24 protein-coding genes, 1 other RNA gene, 1 pseudogene and 1 riboswitch are annotated in these 26,042 nt (G+C 62.5%); of the genes and pseudogenes, 16 read left to right on the top strand and 10 right to left on the bottom strand.

Annotated features, from left to right (window positions below; genetic code table 11):
* Positions 1-73 precede the first annotated feature (73 nt).
* Both gap and tkt read right to left on the bottom strand, forming a co-directional pair.
* Positions 74-1,081 carry a type I glyceraldehyde-3-phosphate dehydrogenase gene (gene gap / locus B5527_RS34995; protein WP_079605558.1) on the bottom strand — a complete coding sequence of 336 codons (1,008 nt, stop codon included), beginning with the start codon at positions 1,079-1,081 and terminating at the stop codon, positions 74-76.
* 135 nt (positions 1,082-1,216) lie between these two features.
* Complete coding sequence (gene tkt / locus B5527_RS34990) at positions 1,217-3,208, bottom strand: transketolase (protein ID WP_079605557.1); 1,992 nt, start codon at positions 3,206-3,208, stop codon at positions 1,217-1,219.
* Between the two features lie 287 nt (positions 3,209-3,495).
* On the opposite strand from tkt, the gene B5527_RS34985 reads away from it, so the two are divergent.
* The 10 genes from B5527_RS34985 (at position 3,496) to B5527_RS34945 (ending at position 8,441) form a co-directional block, all read left to right on the top strand.
* Positions 3,496-3,816, top strand: a complete 321-nt coding sequence (locus B5527_RS34985; protein ID WP_079607744.1) for a DUF4164 domain-containing protein — start codon at positions 3,496-3,498, stop codon at positions 3,814-3,816.
* On the top strand, positions 3,813-4,196 hold the full coding sequence (locus B5527_RS34980; RefSeq protein WP_079605556.1) for a cell division protein ZapA: 384 nt from the start codon (positions 3,813-3,815) through the stop codon (positions 4,194-4,196). The genes B5527_RS34985 and B5527_RS34980 overlap by 4 nt, the downstream gene beginning before the upstream one ends.
* A 66-nt stretch (positions 4,197-4,262) precedes the next feature.
* Positions 4,263-4,423, top strand: a non-coding RNA gene (ssrS, locus tag B5527_RS34975) — 6S RNA.
* 114 nt (positions 4,424-4,537) lie between these two features.
* Complete coding sequence (locus B5527_RS34970; protein WP_079605555.1) at positions 4,538-5,116, top strand: 5-formyltetrahydrofolate cyclo-ligase; 579 nt, start codon at positions 4,538-4,540, stop codon at positions 5,114-5,116.
* Between the two features lies 1 nt (position 5,117).
* Positions 5,118-5,942: a TIGR00282 family metallophosphoesterase gene (locus B5527_RS34965; RefSeq protein WP_079605554.1), complete on the top strand. Its 825-nt coding sequence runs from the start codon at positions 5,118-5,120 to the stop codon at positions 5,940-5,942.
* A 295-nt stretch (positions 5,943-6,237) separates the two neighbouring features.
* Positions 6,238-6,297, top strand: a riboswitch (Fluoride riboswitch).
* A gap of 81 nt (positions 6,298-6,378) precedes the next feature.
* Entirely contained in the window at positions 6,379-6,555 is a 177-nt protein-coding gene (locus B5527_RS44820; RefSeq protein ID WP_154072689.1) for a hypothetical protein, read from the top strand.
* A 24-nt stretch (positions 6,556-6,579) separates the two neighbouring features.
* Positions 6,580-6,972: a fluoride efflux transporter CrcB gene (gene crcB, locus B5527_RS34960; protein WP_276329292.1), complete on the top strand. Its 393-nt coding sequence runs from the start codon at positions 6,580-6,582 to the stop codon at positions 6,970-6,972.
* Positions 6,973-6,986: 14 nt separating this feature from the next.
* A complete protein-coding gene (crcB, locus tag B5527_RS34955; RefSeq protein ID WP_338065059.1) occupies positions 6,987-7,481 on the top strand; it encodes a fluoride efflux transporter CrcB in 495 nt (164 codons plus the stop codon).
* A gap of 11 nt (positions 7,482-7,492) precedes the next feature.
* Entirely contained in the window at positions 7,493-7,840 is a 348-nt protein-coding gene (locus B5527_RS34950; RefSeq protein ID WP_079605551.1) for a DUF190 domain-containing protein, read from the top strand.
* A 223-nt stretch (positions 7,841-8,063) separates the two neighbouring features.
* The gene (locus tag B5527_RS34945) at positions 8,064-8,441 is read left to right on the top strand and encodes a DUF190 domain-containing protein (protein WP_079605550.1); all 378 of its coding nucleotides are present in this window, start codon (positions 8,064-8,066) and stop codon (positions 8,439-8,441) included.
* 134 nt (positions 8,442-8,575) lie between these two features.
* Here the strand turns inward: B5527_RS34945 and B5527_RS34940 are convergent, their stop codons facing one another.
* The 3 genes from B5527_RS34940 to B5527_RS34930 form a co-directional block, all read right to left on the bottom strand.
* Positions 8,576-10,084, bottom strand: coding sequence for an ATP-binding protein (locus B5527_RS34940; protein WP_079605549.1), 1,509 nt, complete (start codon positions 10,082-10,084; stop codon positions 8,576-8,578).
* A gap of 555 nt (positions 10,085-10,639) precedes the next feature.
* Positions 10,640-11,461 carry a YiiX/YebB-like N1pC/P60 family cysteine hydrolase gene (locus B5527_RS34935; protein WP_079605548.1) on the bottom strand — a complete coding sequence of 274 codons (822 nt, stop codon included), beginning with the start codon at positions 11,459-11,461 and terminating at the stop codon, positions 10,640-10,642.
* Between the two features lie 390 nt (positions 11,462-11,851).
* Complete coding sequence (locus B5527_RS34930; RefSeq protein WP_079602812.1) at positions 11,852-13,123, bottom strand: IS701 family transposase; 1,272 nt, start codon at positions 13,121-13,123, stop codon at positions 11,852-11,854.
* A gap of 294 nt (positions 13,124-13,417) precedes the next feature.
* On the opposite strand from B5527_RS34930, the gene B5527_RS34925 reads away from it, so the two are divergent.
* The 6 genes and pseudogenes from B5527_RS34925 to B5527_RS34900 all read left to right on the top strand — a co-directional run bounded on the left by B5527_RS34925 (position 13,418) and on the right by B5527_RS34900 (position 18,305).
* Positions 13,418-14,617 carry an adenylate/guanylate cyclase domain-containing protein gene (locus B5527_RS34925; RefSeq protein ID WP_079605547.1) on the top strand — a complete coding sequence of 400 codons (1,200 nt, stop codon included), beginning with the start codon at positions 13,418-13,420 and terminating at the stop codon, positions 14,615-14,617.
* A gap of 477 nt (positions 14,618-15,094) precedes the next feature.
* Complete coding sequence (locus B5527_RS34920; RefSeq protein WP_079607743.1) at positions 15,095-15,985, top strand: crotonase/enoyl-CoA hydratase family protein; 891 nt, start codon at positions 15,095-15,097, stop codon at positions 15,983-15,985.
* A 72-nt stretch (positions 15,986-16,057) separates the two neighbouring features.
* On the top strand, positions 16,058-16,408 hold the full coding sequence (locus tag B5527_RS34915; RefSeq protein ID WP_079605546.1) for a PadR family transcriptional regulator: 351 nt from the start codon (positions 16,058-16,060) through the stop codon (positions 16,406-16,408).
* Positions 16,383-16,568, top strand: a pseudogene (locus B5527_RS47915) (HAAS signaling domain-containing protein); the annotation flags it as partial. The gene B5527_RS34915 and the pseudogene B5527_RS47915, both read left to right, overlap by 26 nt.
* Before the next feature lie 60 nt (positions 16,569-16,628).
* Positions 16,629-17,099 carry a hypothetical protein gene (locus B5527_RS34905; protein ID WP_154072688.1) on the top strand — a complete coding sequence of 157 codons (471 nt, stop codon included), beginning with the start codon at positions 16,629-16,631 and terminating at the stop codon, positions 17,097-17,099.
* Positions 17,100-17,330: 231 nt separating this feature from the next.
* The gene (locus B5527_RS34900) at positions 17,331-18,305 is read left to right on the top strand and encodes a Bug family tripartite tricarboxylate transporter substrate binding protein (RefSeq protein WP_079605543.1); all 975 of its coding nucleotides are present in this window, start codon (positions 17,331-17,333) and stop codon (positions 18,303-18,305) included.
* Positions 18,306-18,399: 94 nt separating this feature from the next.
* Here B5527_RS34900 and B5527_RS34895 read toward each other — a convergent pair whose 3' ends face one another.
* The 5 genes from B5527_RS34895 to B5527_RS34875 all read right to left on the bottom strand — a co-directional run bounded on the left by B5527_RS34895 (position 18,400) and on the right by B5527_RS34875 (position 25,953).
* Positions 18,400-19,584 carry a TCR/Tet family MFS transporter gene (locus B5527_RS34895; protein ID WP_079607742.1) on the bottom strand — a complete coding sequence of 395 codons (1,185 nt, stop codon included), beginning with the start codon at positions 19,582-19,584 and terminating at the stop codon, positions 18,400-18,402.
* Between the two features lie 135 nt (positions 19,585-19,719).
* Positions 19,720-20,766 carry a hypothetical protein gene (locus B5527_RS34890; protein WP_079605542.1) on the bottom strand — a complete coding sequence of 349 codons (1,047 nt, stop codon included), beginning with the start codon at positions 20,764-20,766 and terminating at the stop codon, positions 19,720-19,722.
* A 1,189-nt stretch (positions 20,767-21,955) separates the two neighbouring features.
* Complete coding sequence (locus B5527_RS34885; RefSeq protein WP_079605541.1) at positions 21,956-23,305, bottom strand: c-type cytochrome; 1,350 nt, start codon at positions 23,303-23,305, stop codon at positions 21,956-21,958.
* Positions 23,302-25,479, bottom strand: coding sequence for a xanthine dehydrogenase family protein molybdopterin-binding subunit (locus tag B5527_RS34880; protein WP_079605540.1), 2,178 nt, complete (start codon positions 25,477-25,479; stop codon positions 23,302-23,304). Before B5527_RS34880 ends, B5527_RS34885 begins: the two co-directional genes overlap by 4 nt.
* A gap of 9 nt (positions 25,480-25,488) precedes the next feature.
* Positions 25,489-25,953: a (2Fe-2S)-binding protein gene (locus B5527_RS34875; protein ID WP_079605539.1), complete on the bottom strand. Its 465-nt coding sequence runs from the start codon at positions 25,951-25,953 to the stop codon at positions 25,489-25,491.
* Between the last annotated feature and the right edge of the window lie 89 nt (positions 25,954-26,042).

Here is a 26,042-nt window from a genome sequence, read left to right as displayed (position 1 = left end):
CCATCCACGTCTTTGCCTCGAAAAAGCAAGACGTAGATGCCCGGCACAAGGCCGGGCATGACGGTAAATTTTCTTACAGCAGCTTCCCGATCGCCACGGCGGTATCCGCCATGCGGTTGGAAAAACCCCATTCGTTATCGTACCACGACATCACCCGCACCAGCGTGCCGTTCTGCACCTTGGTCTGGTCCATGTGGAAGGTGGATGAATGCGGATCGTGGTTGAAGTCGATCGAGACGTTGGGCGCGGTGGTGTAGCCCAGGATGCCCTTGAGCTGCTGCTCGGAAGCACGCTTCATCGCCTCGTTGATTTCCTTCACGTCGGTCTTGCGCGAAGCCACGATCTTGAGATCGATCACCGAGACATTCGGGGTCGGGACGCGGATCGCGACGCCGTCGAGCTTGCCCTGCAGTTCCGGCAGCACCAGGCCGATCGCCTTGGCCGCACCGGTGGAAGTCGGGATCATCGACATCGCGGCGGCGCGGCCGCGATAGAGGTCCTTGTGCAGGGTGTCGAGCGTCGGCTGGTCGCCGGTATAGGCGTGGATCGTGGTCATGAAGCCGCTCTCGATGCCCACGGTGTCGTTCAGGACCTTCGCGACCGGCGCGAGACAGTTGGTGGTGCAGGAACCGTTGGAAACCACGAGGTGATCCTTGGTCAACTTGTCGTGGTTGACGCCGAATACGATGGTCGCATCGGCGTTTTCGGCCGGGGCCGATACCAGCACGCGCCTGGCGCCGGCGGTCAGATGCAGCGCGGCCTTGTCCCTGGCCGTGAAGATGCCGGTGCATTCCAGCGCGACGTCGACGCCGAGTTCCTTCCAGGGCAGTTTGGCAGGATCGCGCTCGGCCGAGACCTTGATCTTGCCATTGCCGACGCTGATCGAGTCGCCTTCGACCGTGACGGTGCCGGGGAAACGTCCATGGACTGAATCGAAACGCAGCAGATGGGCGTTGGTCTCGACCGGGCCGAGGTCGTTGATGCCGACCACTTCGATATCGGTGCGGCCGGATTCGGCGATGGCTCGCAATACGTTGCGGCCGATGCGGCCAAATCCGTTGATAGCGACCCGGATTGCCATTCAATTTCTCCCTAAATGTTCGATGATTCCATCTTTGGCGCGTATTTCACCGTTTCAGGGCCGGTTTCAAGCCCCCGACAGTTCAACGCTGCAATGCATCATAGTTCCATAGGTCTCGGTCGCGCTACTGCGCATTCAGGCCTCTTGCAGGCCCTTTGTCGCAGCGTCAACCACCGCCGCGGCGGTGATGCCGAAATGCGGATAAAGATCCTTGGCCGGGGCGCTGGCGCCGAAGCCGGTCATGCCGATGAAGATGCCATCCGGCCCGATCACCGCGTCCCAGCCGAACCGGACCGCGGCTTCGATCGCAATCTTGACCGGGGCTTTGCCGATGATCGCCTTGCGCTGCGCGTTCGGCTGCTCCAGCAGCAGATCGAGCGAGGGCACTGACACCACCCGGGTCGCGATGCCGCGCTCGGCGAGTTGCTTCTGCGCGGCGATGGCGATCTCGACTTCCGAACCCGATGCATATAGCGACACCTTGGCCTCGCCCTGCGCGGCGATCAGTTCATAGCCGCCGCGGCTGCACAAATTGTCGGCGCTGGCGACCGTGCGCGCCGGGGTCAGGTTTTGCCGGGACAACGCCAGCACCGTCGGGCCGCTGGTGTTTTCGAGCGCCAGCTGCCAGCATTCCGCGGTCTCGACGGTGTCGGCCGGGCGGAAAACCCGCAAATTCGGCATCGCGCGGAGCGCGGCGAGGTGCTCGACCGGCTGATGGGTCGGGCCGTCTTCGCCAAGTCCGATCGAATCGTGGGTCATGATGTAGACCACCGGCGCATGCGACAGCGCCGCGATCCGCATTGAAGGCCGCGCGTAGTCGGTGAAGCACAGGAAGGTGCCGCCGGCCGGCGCAAAGCCGCCATGGAGGGCGAGGCCGTTCATGGCCCCCGCCATGCCCATCTCGCGGATACCGTAATGCAGGTAGCGGCCGCTGAAATCGTCCGGCGTCACTTCCTTCAAACCCTTGGTCCGGGTGTTGTTGGACGGCGTCAGATCGGCCGAGCCGAGCACCAGTTCCGGCATCAGGGGGACCAGCACGTCGAGCGCCAGTTCGCTCGCCTTGCGGGTGGCTACCGTCGGCGGCTCGGCGATGAGCTTGTCCTTGAGCTTGCGGATGGCGTCAGGCAGCGCCGCCGGGCGTTTGCGGTCAATCACGCGGCGTTGGAATTCGTCGCGCTGAGCGGCGGGCATCGCCTCGTAGCGCCGGTTCCAGTCGGCATGGGCGCTGGCGCCCTGCTTGCCGACGGCGCGCCACGCCTGCAGCACGTCGTCGGGAATCTCGAACGGGCCGTAATTCCACCCCAGCGCCTTCTTGGCGCCGGCAAGTTCCTCCGCGCCGAGCGCCTCGCCATGGGCCTTCGAGGTGCCCGCCTTGGTCGGCGCTCCAAATCCGATGGTGGTCTTGCAGGCAATCATCGAGGGGCGGTCTGACGATTGCGCCTGCTTGATCGCTTCGGCGATCGCCTTCTGGTCGCGGCCGTCGACATGTACGGCGTTCCAGCCATGGGCCTTGAAGCGGGCCACCTGGTCGACATTGTCGGTCAGCGTGATCGGGCCGTCGATGGTGATGCCGTTATCGTCGTACAGGAAGATCAGCTTGGACAGCTTCAGATGTCCTGCGAGTGCCAGCGCCTCGTGGCTGACGCCTTCCATCAGATCGCCGTCCGAACACAGCACGTAGGTATAGTGATCGACGATATCCTCGCCGAACTCCGCCGCCAGCAGCCGCTCGGCCAGTGCGGAACCGACCGAGAAAGCAACACCCTGGCCCAGCGGACCGGTGGTGGTCTCGACGCCGGAGGTGAGGGCATTCTCGGGATGCCCGGGAGTTTTGGACCCGAGCTGGCGAAAGCGCTTGATCTCGTCGAGCGTCATTTCCGTGTTGCCGGTGAGATACAGCAGCGCATACAGCAACATCGAGCCGTGACCGGCCGACAGGATGAAGCGGTCGCGGTCCGGCCATTTCGGGTCGGCGGCGTCGAATTTCAGGAATTGCGTGAACAGCACGGTGGCGACGTCGGCGGCGCCCATCGGCAGGCCGGGATGGCCGGATTTAGCCTTCTCGACGGCGTCCATCGCCAGGGCACGGATCGCATTGGCCATACGAGAATGATCGACGCGCGTCATGATGAAAATCCGTCTGAAATGAGGTGCTTGGTGACGATCCGCCGTTGAGGCGGATTGCCGCGGCACAGGCCTTGGTGGGCAACGGGAACTCAGGGCTGGATAGCACCTGTATTCCCGGAGTCCAAGGCAGTGAAACGCACTGCGGGGCCAAAAAGTTGCTTTGCGGTGCATAGCTTTGCAGCGGCGTTGCGCTGGCCTCGCTTGCCACGTAAATTTCGACGCCTAAACGGTTGCCGGACCGCGGATTTTGTTGTGCGGCCGGCCCAGCAAGGTCCGTGCTGTCATTCATGAGCGATCCTTCCGCCAACGGCTCCGGCATGCCCGAGCCAACCACCGCCGATCTAGACGCCGCGACGCGGCGGCTGATGGCGGCGCTTGAGGCGTTGGAAAGCGCGGTCGAGCGGCGGCGCGAAGCCGATCGCGACGAGAATGAACTGGCGACCCGGATTCAGGCGCTCGGCGCCGATCGATCGCGGCTCGCCGACGAACTCGACGGATCGCTGGTGAAATCGCGCCGGCTCGAGCGCGCCAATCGCGAGATCGCCGAACGGCTGGATGCGGCGATCGGCACCATCCGCTCCGTCCTCGATGCCGGAGAATCCTCATGAGTCATATCAACGTCACCATCAACGGCCGGCAATACCGGATGGCGTGCGAGGAGGGGCAGGAGGTGCGGCTGTTGAAGCTCGCCGAGAGTCTTGAATCGCGGGTCGAAAGTCTGCGCGGCAAGTTCGGCGAGATCGGCGACGCGCGCTTGACTGTGATGGCGGCGCTGACGGCGTGCGACGAATTGCTCGACGCCAGCAATCGCATCCGCAACCTCGAAAACGAACTCGAGGCGCTGCGCGGCGTCCGCGCGGCGGCGGCCGATCGCGCCAGGGCGACGCAGACCGCGGTGACCAATGCGCTGAACTCCGCCGCCGATCGCATCGAGAAGACCACCCAGGTCCTGAACCGCACCATCGGCGGCGGTGTCGCAATCGGCTGATGCTGAACCGCACATCGCCCCGCCTTAACGCTGGCGGTTTGATCCAAGCGTGGTTACATTGACCAGGCGAAGCTGCGTCGCGCGTCAGGAGCCATATATCCCCGGGGCCTTATCGATCCTTCAGGGAACTGTCCCTGGCCAGGTCCGTGGACTTGGTCACATGGTGCCCACCTACTTTCGTAGGGAACTCCGGGATCGAGCGCTCCAACGGCCATCGCGGCTTCGCACTTTTCTCTGTTAGTCTTCGTCATGCCCGGGCTTGTCCCGGGCATCCACGTCTTTAATCTGCGAATGAAGTAAATCGTGGATGGCCGGGATAAGCCCGGCCATGACGGTGGCGAATGTCGAACCCTCCGCAAAAAGCCGATCTCCGCGCCGCAGCACTGGCGAGGCGCGATGCGTTGAGCGGCGAGCAGCGCGCCGCCGCGGCCGAGGTCATCGCGTTGCGCGGACTGCCGATTGAAATCAGGCACGGCACCGTTGTATCAGGCTATTCGCCGATCCGCAGCGAGATCGATCCGACTTCCCTGATGCAGGCCCTCGCCGCGCAGGGCGCGCGACTGGCGCTGCCGGCGATAACAGCGCGCGGCCAGTCGCTGCGATTTCGGGCCTGGTTTGCCGGCGACAAACTGCTGCGCGGGCCGCTCGGCATTCTCGAGCCGTCGCCCGCCGCGGCCGAAATCATTCCCGACATCGTGCTGGTGCCGCTGGCGGCGTTCGACCGGACCGGCCATCGCATCGGCTACGGCGCCGGTCATTACGACCGCACGCTGGCGCAATTGCGCAAATCGAAAGCCGTCACGGCGATCGGCATCGCCTTCGCGGCGCAGGAAGTCGAGGCCGTGCCGGCGCTGCAGCACGACGTGGCGCTGGATTATGTGCTAACGGAAACCCAACTGCACGATTTCCGGAGTTCATGACTTGCGCATTCTTTTCGTCGGTGACGTGGTCGGCAGGGCCGGGCGCACCGCTATCTCAGAACATCTGCCCGGCCTGATCCGCGACTGGGCGCTCGATCTCGTCATCGTCAACGGCGAGAACGCCGCCGGCGGCTTCGGCATCACCGAGGCGATCTACCAGGAATTCATCGATGCCGGCGCCGATGTCGTCACGCTCGGCAACCATTCGTGGGACCAGCGCGAGGCGCTGGTGTTCATCGAGCGCGCCCCGCGGCTGATTCGCCCGGCGAATTTTCCGAAGGGCACGCCGGGCCGCGGCACCGCGCTGGTCGACACCAGAAACGGCCGGCGCGCGCTGGTGATCAACGCCATCGGCCGGGTCTTCATGACGCCGTTCGACGATCCGTTCGCGGTCCTCAACGGCGAACTCGAAGCCTGTCCGCTGCGCGCCGCGGCCGATGCCATCGTTGTCGATTTCCATTGCGAAGCCACCAGCGAAAAGCAGGGCATCGGGTTTTTCTGCGACGGCCGCGCCAGCCTCGTGGTCGGCACCCACACCCATGTGCCGACCGCCGACCACCAGATCCTGCCGGCTGGCACCGCCTACATGACCGACGCCGGCATGACCGGCGATTATGATTCGATCATCGGGATGCAGAAGGACGAGCCGCTGCGGCGTTTTCTCACCGGCATTCCCTCGGGGAGATTCGAACCGGCGCTCGGCGCAGCGACGCTGAGCGGTGTCGCGGTCGAGACCGACGACGCGACGGGCCTCGCGCTCAAGATCGCGCCGGTGCGGATCGGTGGAAGGCTGGAGCCGGCGCTGCCGGGGTTTTGGGTGAGGTAGGTGGCTGTGGCTGGAAGCGAACGGTGATGGTCATCCGGCAGAGCCCCTCTCATCGGCCGAGGCTTTCCTGAGGAAAGCCCTGGTCCTGGACCATTCCATCCCCAGGCTCGTCGAAATGTTCGTTTCGGCGATCAGCACATACGCTGTCTTGCGTATTGGTGCGCCGGGATCGTGACGTATTATTTAACCTCAAATTTTCGTTGATCGCTTGCCGGCGGATGCACCGCCCCCCACAAAAGTGTGGGTGTTGTTGGCGGACATTGATCCCTGGTTTGACATCGTTTAGTAGTATTTACATATCAAAGGGGATGGGGTTCCCCAAAACCGCCTGAGGGCTGATGACTCCTGCCGCGTCGAGAATGCGGAGGGTTAGTCCGTTGTGGTATGTCCGCTCAGGCCCCTTGGCCGTCTCACCGCGAAGTAAGAGTGCTGCGTCGTGTGCCAACCAGAGATGGCGCGCCGACGGGCGGGCGTGTTTGTTGTTGGCGAGCGAGCATTGGCAAGAAAAATGCAAACGACAGAATGCAGACGACAAAATGCAGACGACGATGCGATCATGCGCTTTGAAATAACCATTGAGAAGATTCCGGCACAAGGTTTGAGCAGCGAGTAACTTGATAAAAAGCAGAGGCGTGCGGTGGACACTATCAACGGAGTGATGTGGGTTGCCATCGGCAGCGTGGTCGGCGGGACAGCGAGATTCTGGCTGTCCGGCCTTGTTGCGCGGCGTGTCGGCGAGACATTTCCCTGGGGAACAATGGCCGTCAATGTGAGCGGCGCCTTTCTGCTTGGCATCCTCGCTGCATCGGCTGCCAGCCATGGGATTTTCGCGGCCGTGAGGCCCTGGCAATTCGCGGCGATTGGCATCCTCGGAACCTACACCACGGTATCGTCCTTCAGCCTTCAAACTCTGGCACTCGCGCGCGACGGCGACATGATGCGTGCCGCAGGGAATATGGCGCTCTCGCTTTCTCTTTGCCTGCTTGCCGTCACCGGCGGCTTTGCGGCCGGCGTCCACGTTTTAGGCTGAAGGGCAACTCGGCAATGCAGGACAACATTTCATCAAGTTTGCCGGGGAGCGGCCAGACCGGGAAACCTCCGCCTTCTCGCATGCGACGTCCCTCCTGGTGGCAACTATTCTGGAACAAGACCGGTTCTTATATTTCGGTCGCGCTCGGAAGCATCGTCGGCGCTGTGGCACGTTTTCTGGTGTCCGTTCTGTTCGTGAGCCAATTTGGCGACGGTTTTCCCTGGGGCACATTGTTCGTCAACGTGACCGGCTCGTTCGTCATCGGATTTTATGCTGCGCTGACGGGCCCCGACGGCAGGTTGTTTGTCAGCGCGCGGCAGCGGCTGTTCGTCATGGTTGGCATCTGTGGAGGCTACACCACGTTCTCCGCGTTCAGTCTCGAGACGCTGCGACTTGTACAGTCCGGCAAAGTCCAGACTGCATTCGTTTATCTGCTGGTCTCGGCCATCACCTGGATAGCCGGTGTATGGATCGGTCATGCGCTGGCGTCGCGCCTCAATCGTTTGTGAGGAAACCGAAAATGCAATTACCGAAACAAGCCGTGCTGCTGCGGATTTTCACCGGCGAAAATGATAAATTCGACGATCGTCCGCTCTATGAAGCGATTGTGATGAAGGCGCGCGAAATGCACCTCGCCGGCGCCACCGTGTTGCGCGGTCCGATGGGCTTCGGCAAATCGAGCCTCGTCCACACCGACAAGATTCTTCGCCTTTCGCTGGATTTGCCCCTGGTCATTGAAATCGTGGATTCCGAAGAGAAGATCAATGAATTCCTGCCTGTCCTTGACGGGATGATGGATAGCGGTCTCGTCACGCTGGAGAAACTCCAGGTGCTGCAGTACGGCCTCGATAAGGCCGCCGATGCCTAGCCGGCACCGCCGGACGCAGCAGATTCCAGGACTGGCTCGGCCTTCATGGTCGGCGTGAAACTGAACGCGAACGATGGCTCCGGCCCTGCGTTCAAAGCGTTGGCATCTTGCCCCGTTCGGGTCGTAAAATAGCAAAAGGGGGAGGCGTTTTAGCGAAGGCTCGGACGCGGGTGGGAATGGATAACCGGAAAAATGCCGTACCAACCAGAAATGGGGGAGGAAAATGCAAATTCCGCGGGAAGCCGTCTTGCTCCGTATCTTTTTTGGAGAGAACGACAAATTTCAGCGTCGTCCTCTTCATGAGGCAATTGTCCTGAAGGCGCGGGAGATGCACCTCGGCGGTGCAACAGTTCTGCGCGGCCATATCGGGTTCGGCCATTCGAGCCGTGTTCATTCCACGAAGTTTTTGCGCCTGTCGCAGGATCTGCCTGTCGTGGTTGAGATCATCGACTCCAAGGAAAAAATCGACAGTTTCCTGCCTGTGCTGGACGGCATGATGTCGAGCGGTCTCATTACCCTGGAAAGAGCTGAAGTGCTCCAATATGGAACGGAGGAAGCCCGTCCGTTCCAGGGAACCCGGCTGCAACACCTCATCATCTGAAAGCCTAGAGGAAATCCATGCCAGCCTGTCGTTCCCGCACCACAACTCACGGCCGCAATATGGCTGGCGCCCGCGGCCTCAGACAGCCTCGGCTTGATGAGTGGTGTTTTCTGAGTGCGCGCTCGACCTTTGCATCATAGAGGCGAACTGCTGCAGCCTTGCTCCGCCGGCAGCTCCTCGGCATTGGGGTCGCCAGGTGCCGTCGCCCAGGCCAGTTCGACGAGCGTCACGATCCGCCGACCGGCACCGTCAAGCTGGCAAACGATGAGGCCCTGCTCCTCGATGTAGGTCAGCAGACGCCGTGCGCGGCGCAACGAATGCGAGCCGTAGGCGCGGGCAATTGCTGCATCGCCCGGGCAGGGCCACCCTTCCTTCGCGGCGCGGGCGATCATCATGAAGACGCCCTGCATATCCTCCGGCAGAAGTGAGGCGCGGACCGAGACATCCTGCCACCCGTCATCGTCTGCCATATCGGAGCCGAGCCCGGCGCGGGCGCGCGTCCGCATGCGACGGAAGTCGGCCAGGTCCGGCACGGTCGAACCGAGGCCCTCAATTCGGCAGCGGACCACGAACTCCTGATAGAGGACGCCGATGGCACGGAATCCCGCGTCGGGTTCCGCCATGACGGCGCGCAGAATACGGTCCACTCGCTCATGCCGCTCCGCCAGTTCCTCAGCGCTGAGTGGCTGTTCCGCCGCTTCGGGACGGATCTCCAGCGCCGCGGTTTTCGCCGCCATGAGCTGGCCGAGGAGGTCCGGCGACGACCGGCGCTGGGGCCGATTATTCTCGGGCGGCGGCGCTGCCAGGATGATGGCGCGTGCGTCCAGTGTCGCTTCCGGCAGAGGCATCAGGCGCGGGGTCGCGTTGCGCGGCGTGGTATCAGTTGGACCAATGCGCAGCCCCAGCGGACGGCGGGAGAGGGCCGGTCCCAGCGCCATGAATTGCCCGCGCTCCAGATCCCGGAAGGCGTCTGCCTGTCGCCGTTCCATGCCCAGAAGGTCGGCGGCGCGCGCCATATCGATATCCAGGAAGGTTCGGCCCATGAGGAAATTGGACGCCTCGGCCGCGACGTTCTTGGCGAGCTTCGCCAGTCGCTGGGTGGCGATGATCCCCGCAAGCCCGCGTTTGCGGCCACGGCACATCAGGTTCGTCATGGCGCCGAGCGAGAGTTTGCGCGCCTCGTCCGAAACCTCGCCGGCGACTGCCGGCGCGAACAGCTGCGCCTCATCCACCACCACCAGCATCGGGTACCAGTGGTCGCGGGCGACCTCGAAAAGGCCGCCGAGGAAGGCGGCGGCGCGCCGCATCTGGTTCTCGGCGTCGAGCCCCTCGAGATTGAGCACCGTAGAGACGCGATGGATGCGCGCTCGCTCGCCGGCGACCTGCAGGCCCCGCTCGGTATGGTCCTCGGCATCGATCAGGAGGTGGCCGAAACGGTCGGCAAGCGCCACGAAGTCGCCTTCGGGGTCGATGATGGTCTGCTGTACCCAGGGGGCACTCTGTTCCAGCAGCCGGCGCAGCAGGTGGGATTTGCCGGAGCCCGAATTGCCCTGCACCAGCAGGCGGGTCGCCAGCAGTTCCTCAAGGTCTAGAGTCGCCGGGGCGCCTGCCGTCGTGTGTCCCATCTCGATCGCAACAGTCATGGCTCGACTCAAAGTCTCCCTGCGGAGGCGGGCTTAACAACCTGATCGCGGCGCGTCGAGCGAACATGGCCGACCACTCCGTGTTCTCCACGGCTGGTCGAACGCGAGTCAGGTGGGCGGTGTCATTTTAACTGGTCTTTTTCAGGATCAGTCCGATCATAGGCCTCAAGCATTGTGATACTCGCCTGCAGGAAGGCACGGCAATTTGTATTGTAAATAGAAAAGCTGAGAATCATCAGTTCAAGTGCAGCTTCCCATGCGCTTACTCCGGGGGCGGATTTCGCTCGCGCGCCTCCCTGAATAACCAAAGGTCGGAAGCTGCGGCCGTGATGCCGGGGCCTTCCTCCGAGTCGGACGCCGTTCGAGCAATTGATCAATCGTAGACGCGGCTTGGACATATCAATCTCCAGATTTGTGTTTGACGAGAGGACGGCGATCGGCGGCCCTGCGACCGCCTCGTTCAACGGCCCTCGATTTCGTGGGGGGAATGACAACGACTCTCGCTTGGGCCGCCGGGTTCGCCGTCGCGGCAAAAGCGTTGCGCAACTCAGTGCCTCATCCGGGAACTCCGGCGCAGGCCGCTTCTGCGATTGGGACTTCGATCTCTGGAGCGAGCGTAAGCTGTGCGGTGTGATCCTGGGGAAGGTCGGCCCAAACCATGTCTTTATAGTTGAAGCCGCGCGCGAGCGTGGGCTTCACGATCATGAAGTAGGGTGAAATATCGAAGTCGCGCGGCGCATAGAGCGACGAGTGACGGATCTCGGCGATCTCGCGCTGCGCCGTTTGGCTCTCGACGCGCGTGATCTTGGGCAGGATCGGGTAACGCACGGCGTCGAATGCTTGCGCAATCAGCGAAGAACAGATGATACGGCTCGGATCGCCGGAGCCGAGCGCGATCGCCCGGCGGCGCCGACGCTGCGTCACTGGCCATGGGAATAGATAGCGCATCTGGTCGATGACGTTCTTGAAATCGTAGCCGAGACCAATGCGTTCGCAGGCGTAGCGGCAGACCTCTTCGCAGTCCGCCTGGCTCAGGCCCACCGGTCGACAGATACGGGTTTGACAATGCAGATATTTCGACAGCGGCGCGGACACGACGCCTTCGTCGATATTGGCTTCGATCAGGACGTGCGGCTCGCCTTCGGTTGCGGCGCTCGCCATCGGCCCGACATACAGTGCCGAATGCGACCATGTTGATTGGGTGAGATATTTGATGCCGCCGGAAATGCGACTTTTTCCCTCAACCAGTAAAACGTCACCGCGTCGAAGGGTGTCGCGCAGTGCCTTCGGATCGTTTTGAGTGAACGGCTCGCTGCGGTTGGCCGGCTTCTGCAACCGGGCCATCAAACGTCCGACATTGTCGAACATCCAGCTCATGACTCATTCCTCACCTTGTGTTTGCGCCACATGGCCGCGGAAGGGCGTTAAGAGCAGCAGTTCCAGCATGCCGGTCTTTGCACAAGGTAGGTCCATAATGCGCCCGCACCACTAAATTGAGTTTCAGAAAGCGAAACTCGTTTTTAGTTGAAAAGGTGCATTTGATGGCGATGTAGAATCCGGCCTGACGAACACAATCAGCAACGCGATCCCGCGGAAGCGGATGCAGTCTGTAGGGCGGAATAGCGCTAGTACTACTGTGTCATTTATCGGGTCTGCCTTGCATACGGTGCGTTGAGAGAGTGGCAGCAGGGACATCGTGGCAGGCGTTTAACGATGGCGTCGATGAGCCTACGGCGCATCGTTGCGATTGAGTTCGGGATGTGTCGCTCAGGCCGCAATGGAGGATCCTCTGGGTCGATAGCCGTCGGATACGACAATCTCCGGGAACAGCCGGGCGCTACGTAGTCCTGAGGGGGGAATCGTCTCCCGTTCGGAGATCAGGAACCCGTAGGTAGCGATGCACAGCGTGGCGTGATGATGAAAGCCTGGCCATCCTCGACCTTCAAAATGACCGAGACCGAGCTCTTGCTTGAGTTCCTGATAGTCACGCTCCACGCGCCAGCGCAGTTTGGCCGTGTCGACCAGATCGCGGAACGGAATGCTTTTTGGCAAGGTCGACAACCAGTATTTGGTCGGCGCATCCTCTCCCTCGGGCCATTCGATCAGCAGCCACTCTTTTGCCGGCTTCTCAGCCTGTTCATGGCTCGATGCAACGTGAACCCGTACGCGGGCAAACCGCGAGCGGAGCCGTGCATTCGTGCCCTCCCGCCATTCGATCGTATGCCATGCTTTCGCACGCAGCCCGAGGGCAAGCTCTTTGACCGAGATCGTATCAGGCGCATCCCGGCGGCCCTTCTTCGGGGCACGGCCCGGCCGTATGCCCGGCGCCCACACCAAGGTCTGCGGCTGTATAGCTGCCGCATAGGCCTTCCCGAGAGCTGTGATGCCGGCGCGCAGTTTGGAGTCGTGGCCGTAGCCCGCGTCCAATAGCACCACATCGCCAGGAAGGCCGGTCTCACAGGCCCAGTGGATGTGCTCAAGCGCTATCTCCGGCTTGGTCTTGAAGCAGATCTCTTCTGGCACCTTCGCCTTGAGCCGACGCGCCTCGTTCGAAGCCCAATCCTTCGTCAAATACAGCCGATAGGCCACAGGAAGGCTCGCCGCGTGGTTGGCAATCGACAACGATACGGCGACTTGGCAGTTCGCCTGCTTGCCAAGTTGTCCGCAGTATTGGTGCGCTACCCCAACCGAGTGCTGCCCCTTTTTGGGAATGCCCGTGTCGTCGATAATCCACGCCGTGATCGGTCCGCGCCGTTCAATCTGTGGCAACACCATCTCGCGAACCTTGGCCAGAACCACCTCGTCCGACCACGGCCCTTGGCCGACAAAATGCAGCAAGGACTGATGCTGTGCGCCCGTTCGATCCGGCGCTGTGATCGCCGCCATCGGCTCAACGCTCTTGCGTGCTTCCGACACAATTAGGCCCGTGCAATAGTCGCGCAACGGGCCTGCCCGATCTGCGTGGCCGATCACGCTGACAAGACTCTCGATATACCGCGTAAAACGCGCTTGAACACCCTTCGCTTCCCGAAGAGCCATCCCAACCTCCTGTTTCTCAATGGGAAGCTCTACGTTAAGTGATTCTCAAATCAGACGGCCGCGACCTTCTGACTCAGTAGTACTAGCGTATTCCGCCAATCCACTGCCCTTTCGGCCCAATACGCTGGTGCGATTGCGCCCTACGCGCCACCGCTGCGCCCTCTCGCGCCTGACGCGCGGCGAGCCACGGCCAACCCCATACGCGCAGGCAGATTGGGGGGCGGACTCGGTTGACGCCGCCGGGCCGGGACACGACATATCCTGTACCATCGATCCAGCGCTCAGGAGCAAGATATGGACGCGACACCGAACATCGATCTCGTCACCGCGCCTTCTGACAGCGACGTCATGCACTGGCTGGCAAACCACACGCGCGACGAGCGCTTCATTGACAATATTTTCGCCGAACTGTGTGTCCGGCTCCAGCGAGCGGGCTTTCCGGTCAAGCGGGCGACGCTGCATGTCCTGATCCATCATCCGCAATGGCTTGGCGCCCGGATGATGTGGGCCGACGGGATGCGCGAGGCCGAGCTTGCGAGAGTTGACTACGATGTCAGGGAGCGATCCGAATACATCGGCAGTCCCGCCAACGAAATTTATGACGGTGCGACCGAGGTGCGAGAGAATCTCGAACGCGATCCCTCGCTGGGTCGCAAGCACGCCGTCTATGACGAGATGCGGGCAAAAGGCCTGACCGACTATGTGGCCTGGCCGCTGTATCATACGCTCGGCAAGCGGCATATCGTGACCTTTGCAACCGACCGGCCCGGAGGTTTCGACGACGCGCATCTCGCCGGCCTGTCGAAACTGTTGCCGGTTCTGGCGCTGGTCAGCGAAATCCGTATCAAGAACCGGCTGGCGCGAACGCTGCTCGAAACCTATGTCGGGTCGCACGCCAGCGAGCTCATTCTGGCCGGCGCCACCAGGCGCGGAAGCGGGACGACGGTACGCGCCGCCATCATGATCTGCGATCTGCGCGATTTTACCAGGATCTCCGACAACTGGCCGCGCGATGACGTCATTGATCTTCTGAACGGCTATTTCGACGCGATGTCGGAGCCGATTGCGCGACATGGCGGGGAAATATTGAAATTTATCGGCGACGGTCTGCTCGCCATTTTTCCGCTCAGCCAGCCGTCGGCCTGCGCAAATCTGCTGCATGCGGTGACCGAAGCCCGTCAGGCCATGGTTGCGCTGAACGAACGGAATGGCGAAACCGGTCGCGCGCCGCTGAATTACGGCACTGGCGTCCACGTCGGAGACGTCATGTACGGCAATATCGGATCGCGCACCCGGCTCGACTTCACGGTCATCGGTCCTGCGGTCAACATGGCTTCGCGTCTCGAAACCCTCACCAAGCAATTGGGCAGAACGGTGCTGCTGTCCCGCGCGTTCGCCGACTTCGTCAAAAGCGATTTCGATCTCGAACGCGTCGGCGAATATCCGGTCCGCGGCTTCAACGACCCCATCGAGCTGTTTGCGTATCACGGCTGAAGGCCGATCTATCGTCAGGTCTCGTGAGCCGCCCCAAGGGGCGCGAACTCGTCAAACGGCCACTATCGGCGAATGTCGGTTTCGGTGGTTGCCAGTCCGTAGGGGTGGAACAGCGATAGCGTATTCCGCCAATCCAATCGCCTTTCGGTCCAATACGCCGACGCTATTGCACCTGCGTGCTCGGCCGCAAGCGCCGTCTTTCGGGCGGAATATTCCGCCGATTCTCCATCATCGCTCCAGCACGAAATTGCCTCTACCGCGTGAGTTGCCCCGGCTGTCCGTATCGTCACCCAATCGCGAATACGTGAATGCCCGCCGGCGGCGGTTCAGCTTGAACCCCAACACGATGAAGCCTAGTATGGCGAGGTATCGAAGCACGAGGTATCGTAGAGACGTCATTCCCTTGTCCTGATGAGGTGAGCCATGACGACCTCCCGCAACAACAGACCTCTGCCCGGTATCGATCGCCGCGACCTGATGACGGCCGGTCTCGGTGCCGTCACCCTGGCCGCCGGAATTTCCAGCGGGCAAGCGCAAACCCAGACGCAGGTACAGCCTACCCCGACAGCACCCGCTCCGACGGCCGGCGCCGGCAAGGTCAGGACGGAGCAACGCGGCCCGGTGCTGTTGATTGGAATCGATCGGCCCCAAACGCGAAACCTGATCGATCCCGCGATCATCATCGGCGTCGGTAAAGCCTTGTATCAGCTCGAGCACGACGATGGCCTCCGCGTCGCCGTCCTGCATGGCATCGGCCCCGATTTTTCCATGGGAATCGATCCACCCGCGTTCATCGCGGCCGTGCAAGCGGGTATCATCCCCGTCAAGGATCCGGATTTTATCAGCATCCTCGAACTGGCCCCGCCAATTCGCACCAAGCCTCTCGTGGTCGCCGTTCAGGGCGGCACGCAATTCGCTGGTCACGAGTACTTTCTTGCCGCCGATATCCGCGTGGCGGCGAGCGATACGGTGTTCCGCCAGGCCGAAGTCACGCGCGGCAGTTTTCCAGGCGGCGGCGCCACTGTCCGCTTCACGCGCGAGGCAGGTTGGGCCAACGCGATGCGCTACATGCTGACTGGCGATACCTGGGGTGCGGAAGAAGCGCACCGCATGGGTCTTGTTCAAGAGGTGACGCCGCCTGGCAAGCAGCTGGATGTCGCCATCGAGCTGGCGAAGAAAGTTGCCGCCGTTGCGCCGCTTGGCGTACGCGCAACACTGGCTTCATCCCGCCAGGCGCTCGCCGCTGAGGAAACGACCGCCCTCGCAGCAGTACAACCGACTTTCTCTCGCCTGCAACAGACCGAGGATTTCAAGGAATCTCAACGCGCGCTCCGCGAGGGTCGCCCACCAGTTTTCCGCGGCGTCTAGCGGCAGCCCGGCGTCCTAACGGACAAAGGGGTCAGCGTTGACGCCTCGCTTTACTGGGATAAGCTCAAGTTCATGGAAGGCGAAATGCTCAAAGGGCATCTTGACATGATCGTGCTCGCCGCGCTGGCGGACGGGCCGGCCCACGGCTACGCCGTTATTCAGGAAATTCGCCACCGCAGCGGTGGCGCATTCGATCTGCCGGAAGGCACCATTTATCCCGCGCTGCATCGCCTCGAGCAAAGCGGTTTGCTGAACAGCCGCTGGACCGCGGGTGAATCGGGCAGGCAGCGACGGGTGTATTCTCTGACGCGCAGAGGCCGTCGGGCGCTCGCCGATCAGCGTGCGGTCTGGCAGCGCTTTGCGGAGGCGATCGGTGGTCTGTTAGGAAAAATCAGCCATGCAACCGTCCGTCCTGGTCACTAATCATCTCGACCAGTTAACCCGCGAGCTTAGCTTCGACCCGGAGTTGTCGCGACGTGTGCGTAGAGAGGTTGAGGATCATCTCCTGGACGCCATCAGTGAGGATGGAGGCGATGACCCAAAGGACGCCGCGGCGATAGCGAGGTTCGGAGATCCCAGGGAGATCGCCCGGCAGTATGCACCATTGTCCCTGTTGCAACAGGCGCGACGGGTCGGCGGTATTTTGATCCTCGCGATCGCTGCGATTCTCGTCCTCATGAAGGGACGTGGCGCGTTGTACGAGCTGTTGCAATGGCGGTTGCCTGCGGATTGGCTCGGGTTCAACACCATCGGGCCGGCGATCGATCGTTATGGGTTCATGGTGGCGCTGGTCGTCGGCATCCTTGGCTGGGTCTATATTGGCAGCCGCCGGGTCTCGGCGACGCTGCGCGGCGGCTATGAACGTCAGTTGAATCTCTGTCTGCTCCTTTCGGTAGCGACGGCGAGCCCGTTGATTGGCTCCGTCATCACCGATTCAATCTTGAGCGGATTGCGTTTCTCTGTAGCCCCGACGTCAGCCGCCGCGCTGATTCCGTTAATGTCGGTCATGATGGAAGTTGGCGTCGCCGGCCTGATTATCGTCCAGCTTCGCAAGGCTGTTCAGCGCAAAGCCCTGGTCTCCTCATTGTTCGCCGACAAGAACGCGGACCGGTAGAGGATTTTCAGAGAAGTCGCGCCGAGCTATTCACCACGCATCGCTCACCCGGACGCTGCCGTTCCTCGATGCACACCGAGAGACGCAAGCAACGAATTGTGGGCCGTCGAAGCAAGCTCATGCGATGTCGCGGGGGGCCACCTTGCGGGCGCTGTTCGCCGGTGTCACACTTGCCGTCAAGTCCGACAGCAAAGACCGGGCAAACGGTCATGCGGGACGTGAGAGGAAACGATGAAGCTCGCTGCGAACCTGTTCGCCGCCCTGCTTGTGCTGCTCGCGGCGCAGACGGCATCAGCGCAATCGAGTTATCCGAACCGGCCGACGAAAATCCTGGTCGGCTTCACACCCGGTACGGCTCCCGACCTTGTGGCTCGCATTCTTGCCGACCGGTTTTCGGAAGTCTGGGGCACGCCGTTCGTGGTCGAGAATATTCCCGGCGCCGGCAGCAACATCGCCACCGATCGCGTCGCCAAGGCGACCGCCGATGGCTACACGCTGCTGATGGGCGGCAACTCGTCGCTGGTCATCAATCCGAGCTTGTATGAAATACTGCCGTTCGACCCGCTCAAGGACTTCGCACCGATCTCGCAGGTATTCATCGCGGCGAACGTGCTAGCCGTTCCGCCCGAGCTGCCGGTCAAGACCGTGGCGGAACTGGTGGCGCTCGCCAAAGCCGAGCCGGGCAAGCTTTCCTATGGCCATGCCGGCGTGGGCACGTCACAGCATCTGGCCGGCGAATTGTTCAAATACATGGCGCATGTCGATATTAGACCGGTGCCTTATCGCGGCACCACGGCGATGATGCCGGACCTGCTCGCCCACCGAATCAGCATGTCGTTCGCCAATATCGTGAACGTATTACCGCTTGCGCGCGAAGGGAAATTGCGCGCGCTGGCCATCACCTCGATCAAGCGCTCGGCGCTGGCGCCCGACCTGCCGACCATGGCGGAATCCGGCTTTCCCGGCTTCGAGGCCGTGCCGTGGTTCGGCCTGATCGCGCCGAGCGGCACGCCGAAGGATGTTCTGGATAAATTGCACGGAGAAACCGTCAAGGCCTTGGCGATGCCGGAGGTGCGCAAGAAGTTCGACGAACTTGGCCTCGAGCCGGTCGGCAACACGCCGGCCGAGTTTACCGCGATCATCAAGAAAGAAACGCCCGAGTGGGCCAAGGTGATCAAGGATGCCGGCATCAAGCTCGGCAACTAGCTCGGCCTTCCAGGCCCAACATCTTGGAAGATTGTCGACCCATCGCAAAGCCGGCCTGAAGCGATCTCGTTTACTTCAGCGTTTTGTTGGATCGCTATGGCCGCTGGCCGGCGTTGTTCGGAACAGTGAGCACGATCAGCACTGCGAGAGCGTAGATCGCTACCCCGACGATCCACACAAGTCCGGTCCAGCCCGGCGACGACAGAGCGTAAATCCAACTAAAGACAAGTGGGCCGAAGATCGCCGCCAGACTGACGAAGCTGGCGATGACGCCCTGCAATTGCCCCTGACGCTCGCGATCGACGGCGTTCGTCTGCAGTGATCGCAGCACGGGCACGCCGATCCCGCCGAATGCGATCAGTGGTATCAACGCGAAGGCGATCCAGCCCGCCTGTGCGAAGGCGAGGATGAGGAGGGCGACCGTCTCGCAGGCGATGCCGAGGAGCAGCGTGCCGCGTTCGCCGAGCCACCGTGTGACCGGGCCAATGGCGAAAGCCTGCGCGATGACCACGAGTGCGCCGAATACGCCCAGCGAAAGGCCGATGTCGGTTCCGGTCCAGCGGAAGCGATCTGTGACAAAAAGCACCCAGACCGTGCTGTAGGTCTGGCCGACGAGACTAACAAGCAAGAACACCGCGAGCAGTGGGATGAGTGCGCGAAAGGTGAGCGCCCAGCGCAGCGGCGCGAACGGGTTCAGCGCCCGCCAATCGAACGGCTTGCGCTCCGGCCGATGCGACTCGGGCAGAAGGAACAGCGCAATCGACAGGTTCACGCCATTCAGCGCGGCGGCGGCAAGGAAAGGGTCGCGCAGCGAAATGTCGCCGAGCAGGCCGCCGATCACTGGACCCATGACGAAACCGGCGCCAAAGAAGGCCTGGAACAGGCCGAAGCGGCGCGCGCGCTCGGCCTCGGGCGTGATGTCCGCGATGTAGGCGGTGATGACCGCCGTGTTCGCCGCCGTCAGCCCGGCTATGGCCCGGCCGGCGAACAACAGCCACAGGTACGGCGTGAAAGCCATGACCAGATAGTCGATGGTCGAGCCGGCAAGGGAGAGGAGCAGCACCGGCCGGCGGCCAAAGCGATCCGACAGGACGCCGAGCACCGGCGTGAAGACGAATTGCATGAACGCGTACAGCGCCAGCATTGCCCCGAACAGCGCGGACACATCCTCCGTGCCAGCCATGGAGCGGAGCAGACCAGGCAGGATCGGGAAGATCAGCGCAATGCCGGCCGCGTCAAGCGCGATGGTGGCGAAGATCACGACAAGCGGCCGGCTCATGGGGTTCGGTCGGTCAAGGGTGTTTCGCCTGCCCGTGGAGCGCGCGCAGGCAACGCTGCACGCGAAAACGCCCGCGCGCCGGACGATACTGTCCATGGGCGGACTCGGGGGACATGAATGGGACGGGGCATCCCGCTAGCGAAGGTGATCAGCGATGCCGCCTGCCGTCCACTTCGAGCACAGTGCTTCCAGTGCCAATGCCGCTGCCTCGTCATCCGGGAACTCTGCGACCGTCGAGGTCAGGAGGTCCGGTCGCTGACGTTGCGCGATCGCAAGGAACGGATCATTGGGGATCGGGTGCCAGAGCCAATACGCCGCAGGCTGTTCAGCAGTGAACCCATCGACATGGATGGCGACCCTTTGGGTGAAGTCGGAGGCGGCGTCCCGGGCAGGCATCGATGCGTGGTAACCCAGGGGCTCCAGGATGCTCATCGAAAAGCCCTCCGCGTCACGGCTTGATGCAAAGCCGGGAAGAACGAGCGTGCCTGACCGCGCGTAGCGGGCTGGTCCGGGCGGATACCGGAACTCAGCGTCATGGGTTTCGACGGATATTCCTTTGTATTTGGCGCTTGGGTAGACATCCACGACCATCAATACGACGCCATTGCTCCGAAGAACCTTCGAGATCTCGGCTCCGGTATTTCTTCGCCCGAACGCAATCGGTGTGGCGCGAGTGGCGCACCGGCCTTCATAAATCCACCGTTCGGTAGCCGTTGGTTTTTTGCCGATCGTGTAGACGAAACCGACGTTGAAACCACGGTCTTTGAGGTGCGCCGCGAACAGTTCGATGCTCCCTATGTGGGGGACCGCAAGAATGCAGCCGTTGCGCGACATCGAGAGAGCTCGAGAAAGACGATCCACAGCTTCGTCCGAGATTCTGGCCTTGAGGTTCATTGCTCGGCTTCGGTCGTGCTGCAGGTTGGCGAGATCGAAGAGGACGGTGACCCACGCTGCCAAACCGTCGATCACATGACCATGGGTTGCTGTGCCACGCCGGATGATGCTTTGACGGAGGAACATGTTGCTGCCCATCGAACTGTGCAGGCTTGCGATCACTTCTGCGATTTTTCGCGCAACAGCCGGCTGACCCGTTATGGGGATGACTGGCGCCAAACGATCGACAAGGGTCACAACGGCGGTTTGGATGTCTCCGTGCTCGCGGGGAAGGGAATCCTTTCTCATGTCCCGCGATTCGCTCCTCGAAGAGTCATTTGACATTCAACCCCCGCCCCAGGCGAAAGCGGTGCTCCGCCCCGCAAATATCGCCTTACCCAAAGATAATCTTGCTCACGTCGTCACCGAGTCATGCTCGGATGGCACAGCTGTAACCGTTGTTGTGCCTCACCATATCTAATCAATAGTTACCGCAGACGGCAGTCGATAATCGCTGCAGCCATTCTAAGCGTCTATGCGGCCCGTTCGCGAGCCAGCGACTGATAAGAAAAATACACAAATGGAGTCAGTTTGGACTGATAAGGTTTTTATGCAAAAGCTTATCAGTTCTCGAGCGGCCCGCTTCTGGCGCAAAGCGGGCGCTGCGCTATTCGGCACCAGTCGGCTCGCGCACGAGACACATGCAGCACATCGCCCCTGACGGTCTTTCAACGACCCCTGCCTGATTTGCCCGACAGGCTGTTTTTCCAAACCGCTGTCCAGCCCCTCTTGAAAAAATATTCTGATTTTCCGAAGACCCAAATCACTTGTATATCCACCGCCGTTCCGTCCCGAGAGAGGGGCGTATCGCGATCGTCACGGACGCGGGGCGGAATGCGGTGGACGCGGCAGCGTCAGGCACGACACGTGACGGCAGGGCGGGTTTTAGGAGGCCCGTGAGTTGTCAACGGCGTGCTGACGAACGGCGCTGATGCGGACGGCGAAGTCGTGTGGTCCTGACACCCCGACGCTGGTGTCAAGTCTTGCGGAGCGAAGTCGGCCCAACCGGGCGCGGACCAGCCATATCCGCAGATGACGGTGGCAAAAAAGCCGATCACCGGGGAGAGCACGAGGATAAACCGTTAAAACCATTGCGTGCGGGAACGCCGGTGATTCCGGTGACCTCGCTGTGAATACTCGTGTGCATACTTACCACCCCATGCGCACACGAGGCTGCGGGTGCACTGGAGCACCCGGCGTTCCCCACGCCCTCGTTTGGGCGGAAGATTTTTCAACAACTCGGGCGCATCGCGCGGCGAGATCGCGGACGTGTGTCATGAGACCGTTCGTGTCACGCGATCGTCATTCCGGGGCGATGCAAAGCATCGAACCCGGAATCTCGAGATTCCCCGATGCGCAATTGCGCATCTGAGGTCTGGTGCTAACGCACCATCCCGGAATGACGAGGACGCGGTCGCCCGGACGACGAGCACGACCGCTACTGCGACGCCTGCTTTCGCAACTCGGCCACGTCCTGCGCGGTGAGGCTCGATGGCTTGCTGCCGAAGCGCGCGGTGACGTAATTGGCGACCGCGGCGATTTCGATGTCGGAATAGGCGTCGCCGAACGCCGGCATCGAGACCGCATCCGGCGGGTGACGCCGCACCGTCCCGGAAATCACGATCTGGGCGACGTTGGTGGCGGTGGGATCGTTGACCGCCCAGGCGCCGGTCAGCGTGGCGAAGGGCGAGATCGGACTTTCACCGGACCAGTCATGGCAACTGACGCAGGCGCCTTCAAACACCATCTTGCCGCGCGGGTCCTGGGTGCCGCCGCCCTGCTTGTGCGACGCCGGCGCCGGCGGCGCCAGGGTCGCCGGCAGGTCGGGCGAGGCGATCGGCGGCACGCTGCGCAGATAGGCCACCACCGCGCGGATGTCTTCCGGCGCGAACTGGCTGAAGCTGTAATCGACCGCTTCGCCCATCGGTCCGGAGGCGCTGCCGTGACCCATGGCGTGGCCGATCGTGAGGTAAGAGACGATATCTTCGTCGCGCCAGCCGCCGATGCCGGTGGTCTTGTCCGAAGTGATGTTGAAGGCGCGCCAGCCCGCCGTCAGCGCGCCGGCGAATTTCTTGCGGTTATCGAGCGCGAACCCGAGATTGCGCGGCGTGTGGCATTCGCCGCAATGCGCCAGCGCTTCGGCGAGATAGGCGCCCCTGTTCCATTCCGGCGTTTTCGAGGTGTCGGGCTCGAAGCGGATATCCGGATTGAAAACGATCGACCAGAAGGTCATCGCCCAGCGCTGGTTGAACGGAAAGGTCAGCGTATTGGCGGGAGCCTCCGCGTGCACCGCCGGCAGGCTGAACAGATAGGCCTTGATCGCCAGCGCATCCGCGTCGGTCATATAGGTATAGGAGGTAAACGGCATCGCCGGATACAGCCGCGCGCCGTCACGGCGGATGCCGCGATGAACCGCGGCGAGAAAATCCTGGTCGCTGTAATTGCCGATGCCGGTCTCCTTGTCCGGCGTGATGTTGGTCGAGTACAGCGTGCCGAACGGCAGGTTGAATCCGAGGCCGCCTGCATAGGGCTTGCCGTCCTGCGTGGTGTGGCAGACCATGCAATCCGCCGCCTTGGCGAGATATTCGCCGCGCTCCACGAGGCTCGCCTTGGCAAGCGACGCCGGAACGCCGGTGGGATTGGCGTCGTGATAATCGGCGAACGCCACTTTCGGGCCCTCCGCGAACGCCATCGGGCCGGGACCCCGGATGATCCAGCCGCCCGCGGCCAGCGCGACAACCACGATGACGACAACGCTGAGGAGAATGCGACGCGCTCCGGGGCTCATGCCTTTTTCCCCGCTGCGATCAGCGAGCGGTCGATCGGGAGCCGCCGCAGGGCGACACCGGTCGCAGCGTATATCGCGTTGCGCAGCGCCGGCGGGCCCGCCGTGGTGCCGGTCTCGCCGATGCCGCCGGGCGCCTCGCCGCTCTTGATGAGGTGGATCTCGATCTTCGGCGCCTGGTCGATGCGGAGCATGCGGTAGTCATGGAAGTTGGATTGCTGCACCCGTCCCTTGTCGATGGTGACTTCGCCGTAGAGCGCGGCGGTCAGGCCGAAGATCAGCCCGCCCTCGATCTGTGCCACGATGGTATCGGGATTGACGGCGATGCCGGTATCGACCGCGGAAATGACCCGGCGCAAATGCACCTCGCCGTGCTCGTCAATCTCGGCTTCGGCCACGGTTGCAATAAAGCTGCCGAACGACGTCTGCGCGCAGACGCCGCGCCCGACCCGCGCCGGCAATGGCTGCCCCCAGCCGGATTTTTCCGCCACCAGATTGAGTGCTGCCAGCAGCCGCGGAGTTTTGCCGAGCATCGCGCGGCGAAAATCCACCGGATCCTTGTTCGCCTTCCGCGCCACTTCGTCCATGAAACATTCGATGGCGAACACGTTGTTGTTGCAGCCAACGCCGCGCCAGAACCCGGTCGGCACCGCCGGCGGTTCGGCACGGGTATATTCGATGTGCTTGTTGGGAATGTCGTAGGGCATGTCGACGGCGCTATCGATGGCGTCGATGTCGACGCCATTCTGAAACGCCGGTGGCAGCCAGCGCGCCATGATGGACGAACCGGTGACGCGGTATTTCCAGCCAACGATCTTGCCGTCCGACAGGCTCGCGGAAATCGTGTCGCGGTAGACCGGACGATAGATGTCGTGCTGGATATCTTCCTCGCGGGTCCACACCACCTTGACCGGTCCGTCGACCTGCTTGGCGATGCGCACGGCCGCAACCACCATGTCGATCTCGAGCTTGCGTCCGAAACCACCGCCGAGCAGGTGGTTGTAGACGGTCACCTTCTCGACGGGGAGTCCGGCGGCTTTCGCCGCCTCGGATTGCGCCCGCGCCATGATCTGGCTGCTGGTCCAGACTTCGCAGGAATCCGGCTTAACGTGAACCGTGGCGCTCAGCGGCTCCATCGTGGCATGGGCGAGAAACGGCAGCTCGTAGGCCGCGTCGACGCGCTCGCCGGTCGCAAGGCCCTTGGCGATGTCGCCTTCGGATTTGACGACCACGCCGTCCTTTTCGCTGGCGGCGCGCAGACCCTGCCAGATGTCGTTGGAACTGAGGCGCGCGTTCGGGCCCTCGTCCCAGTCGATCACCAGCGCATCGAGGCCTTTCGTCGCCGCCCACATGTGATCGCCGACCACCGCGACCGTGTCATCGAGAACGACGATCTTCCGCACGCCCGGAATCTTTTTGGCCGCGCTGTCATCGACCTTGCCGACCTTGCCGCCGAATACCGGGCACGCCGCCAGCGTCGCGAACTTCATATCGGGCAGCATCGCGTCGATGCCGTAGACCGCCTTGCCGTTGACCTTCTCCGGCGTGTCGAGCCGCTTCAGCGGCTTGCCGATCAGCACGAAATCCTTGGGGTCCTTGAGCGGCACGTCCTTTGGCGGCGTCTGACTGCTGGCCGCCGCCGCAACGTCGCCATACGTAAGTTTGCGGCCGCTGTCCTTGTGGGTCACTTCGCTGTTCGCCGTCTTGCAGCTTGCGGGATCGACCTGCCATTGCTGGGCCGCAGCCTGCACCAGCATGGCGCGCGCGCTGGCGCCGGCCGTGCGCAGCGGCTTCCAGAACGCCCTGACCGACGTCGAGCCTCCCGTCGCTTGAATCCCGAAAATGGGATTTGCGTACAGCTTCTCGTTGGCTGGGGCGTGCTCCAGGAAGAGCGCGGAAAAATCGGCATCCATCTCCTCGGCCAAAATAGCCGCCAGCGCCGTGTAGATACCCTGTCCCATCTCGACCTGCGGCATCACCAACGTAGTCTTGCCGGTGTTGTCGACGCGGATGAAGGCGTTGGGCGCGAACTTGCCGGCGGCGTCGTCGGGCGGCTGCACCGGCTCGTTCACCGCGCGCACGGGGAGATGGAATGCGAGCAGAAATCCGCCCGCCAGCCCGCCCGTCAGCACGCTACGACGCGAAAACCCGCTGGAGATTTTTTCTGCAACAGTCATGGCGCGCTCCTACGATTGACGTTGGGAAGCAGCCTGCTTGATCGCCGCGCGAATGCGCACATAGGTGCCGCAGCGGCAGATATTTCCCGCCATCGCGGCGTCGATGTCGGAATCGTCAGGGTTGGGCGTGCCCGCGAGCAGCGCCGCCGCCGACATGATCTGGCCCGACTGGCAATAGCCGCACTGGACCACCTCGAGATCGAGCCAGGCCTTCTGCACCTTTGCGCCGGCAGGCGAAGCGCCGACGCCTTCGATGGTGGTGACGGCGCGATCGCGCACCGCGCCGACCGGGAGCATGCAGGATCGCACCGGCTTGCCGTCGATATGCACCGTGCAGGCGCCGCACTGGGCAATGCCGCAGCCGAACTTCGTTCCGGTCATGCCGAGGATGTCGCGGAGAACCCAGAGCAGCGGCATGTCCGGCGGAGCGTCAAACGATTTCGGTTCGCCGTTGATTGTCAGGGTGGTGGCCATCAGAACCTCCAATCCAGCAGTCACGGACAGCGCCCGCGGAGAACGCGAGAAGGGGCGATTGACGTGGCAGGCCCATTATATCGCGCTGC

This window comes from Bradyrhizobium erythrophlei (genome assembly GCF_900129425.1).
In the GTDB taxonomy this organism is placed as follows: Bacteria; Pseudomonadota; Alphaproteobacteria; order Rhizobiales; family Xanthobacteraceae; genus Bradyrhizobium; species Bradyrhizobium erythrophlei_C.
This window is presented reverse-complemented; position numbering and strand designations above follow the sequence as displayed.

Coding starts and splice junctions, on each gene's coding strand:
- gap (WP_079605558.1), bottom strand. CDS start 1,081: ATGGCAATCCGGGTCGCTATCAACGGATTTGGCCGCATCGGCCGCAAC.
- tkt (WP_079605557.1), bottom strand. CDS start 3,208: ATGACGCGCGTCGATCATTCTCGTATGGCCAATGCGATCCGTGCCCTG.
- B5527_RS34985 (WP_079607744.1), top strand. CDS start 3,496: ATGAGCGATCCTTCCGCCAACGGCTCCGGCATGCCCGAGCCAACCACC.
- B5527_RS34980 (WP_079605556.1), top strand. CDS start 3,813: ATGAGTCATATCAACGTCACCATCAACGGCCGGCAATACCGGATGGCG.
- B5527_RS34970 (WP_079605555.1), top strand. CDS start 4,538: ATGTCGAACCCTCCGCAAAAAGCCGATCTCCGCGCCGCAGCACTGGCG.
- crcB (WP_338065059.1), top strand. CDS start 6,987: ATGCAGGACAACATTTCATCAAGTTTGCCGGGGAGCGGCCAGACCGGG.
- B5527_RS34950 (WP_079605551.1), top strand. CDS start 7,493: ATGCAATTACCGAAACAAGCCGTGCTGCTGCGGATTTTCACCGGCGAA.
- B5527_RS34945 (WP_079605550.1), top strand. CDS start 8,064: ATGCAAATTCCGCGGGAAGCCGTCTTGCTCCGTATCTTTTTTGGAGAG.
- B5527_RS34940 (WP_079605549.1), bottom strand. CDS start 10,084: ATGACTGTTGCGATCGAGATGGGACACACGACGGCAGGCGCCCCGGCG.
- B5527_RS34935 (WP_079605548.1), bottom strand. CDS start 11,461: ATGAGCTGGATGTTCGACAATGTCGGACGTTTGATGGCCCGGTTGCAG.
- B5527_RS34930 (WP_079602812.1), bottom strand. CDS start 13,123: ATGGCTCTTCGGGAAGCGAAGGGTGTTCAAGCGCGTTTTACGCGGTAT.
- B5527_RS34925 (WP_079605547.1), top strand. CDS start 13,418: ATGGACGCGACACCGAACATCGATCTCGTCACCGCGCCTTCTGACAGC.
- B5527_RS34920 (WP_079607743.1), top strand. CDS start 15,095: ATGACGGCCGGTCTCGGTGCCGTCACCCTGGCCGCCGGAATTTCCAGC.
- B5527_RS34915 (WP_079605546.1), top strand. CDS start 16,058: ATGGAAGGCGAAATGCTCAAAGGGCATCTTGACATGATCGTGCTCGCC.
- B5527_RS34900 (WP_079605543.1), top strand. CDS start 17,331: ATGAAGCTCGCTGCGAACCTGTTCGCCGCCCTGCTTGTGCTGCTCGCG.
- B5527_RS34895 (WP_079607742.1), bottom strand. CDS start 19,584: ATGAGCCGGCCGCTTGTCGTGATCTTCGCCACCATCGCGCTTGACGCG.
- B5527_RS34890 (WP_079605542.1), bottom strand. CDS start 20,766: ATGAGAAAGGATTCCCTTCCCCGCGAGCACGGAGACATCCAAACCGCC.
- B5527_RS34885 (WP_079605541.1), bottom strand. CDS start 23,305: ATGAGCCCCGGAGCGCGTCGCATTCTCCTCAGCGTTGTCGTCATCGTG.
- B5527_RS34880 (WP_079605540.1), bottom strand. CDS start 25,479: ATGACTGTTGCAGAAAAAATCTCCAGCGGGTTTTCGCGTCGTAGCGTG.
- B5527_RS34875 (WP_079605539.1), bottom strand. CDS start 25,953: ATGGCCACCACCCTGACAATCAACGGCGAACCGAAATCGTTTGACGCT.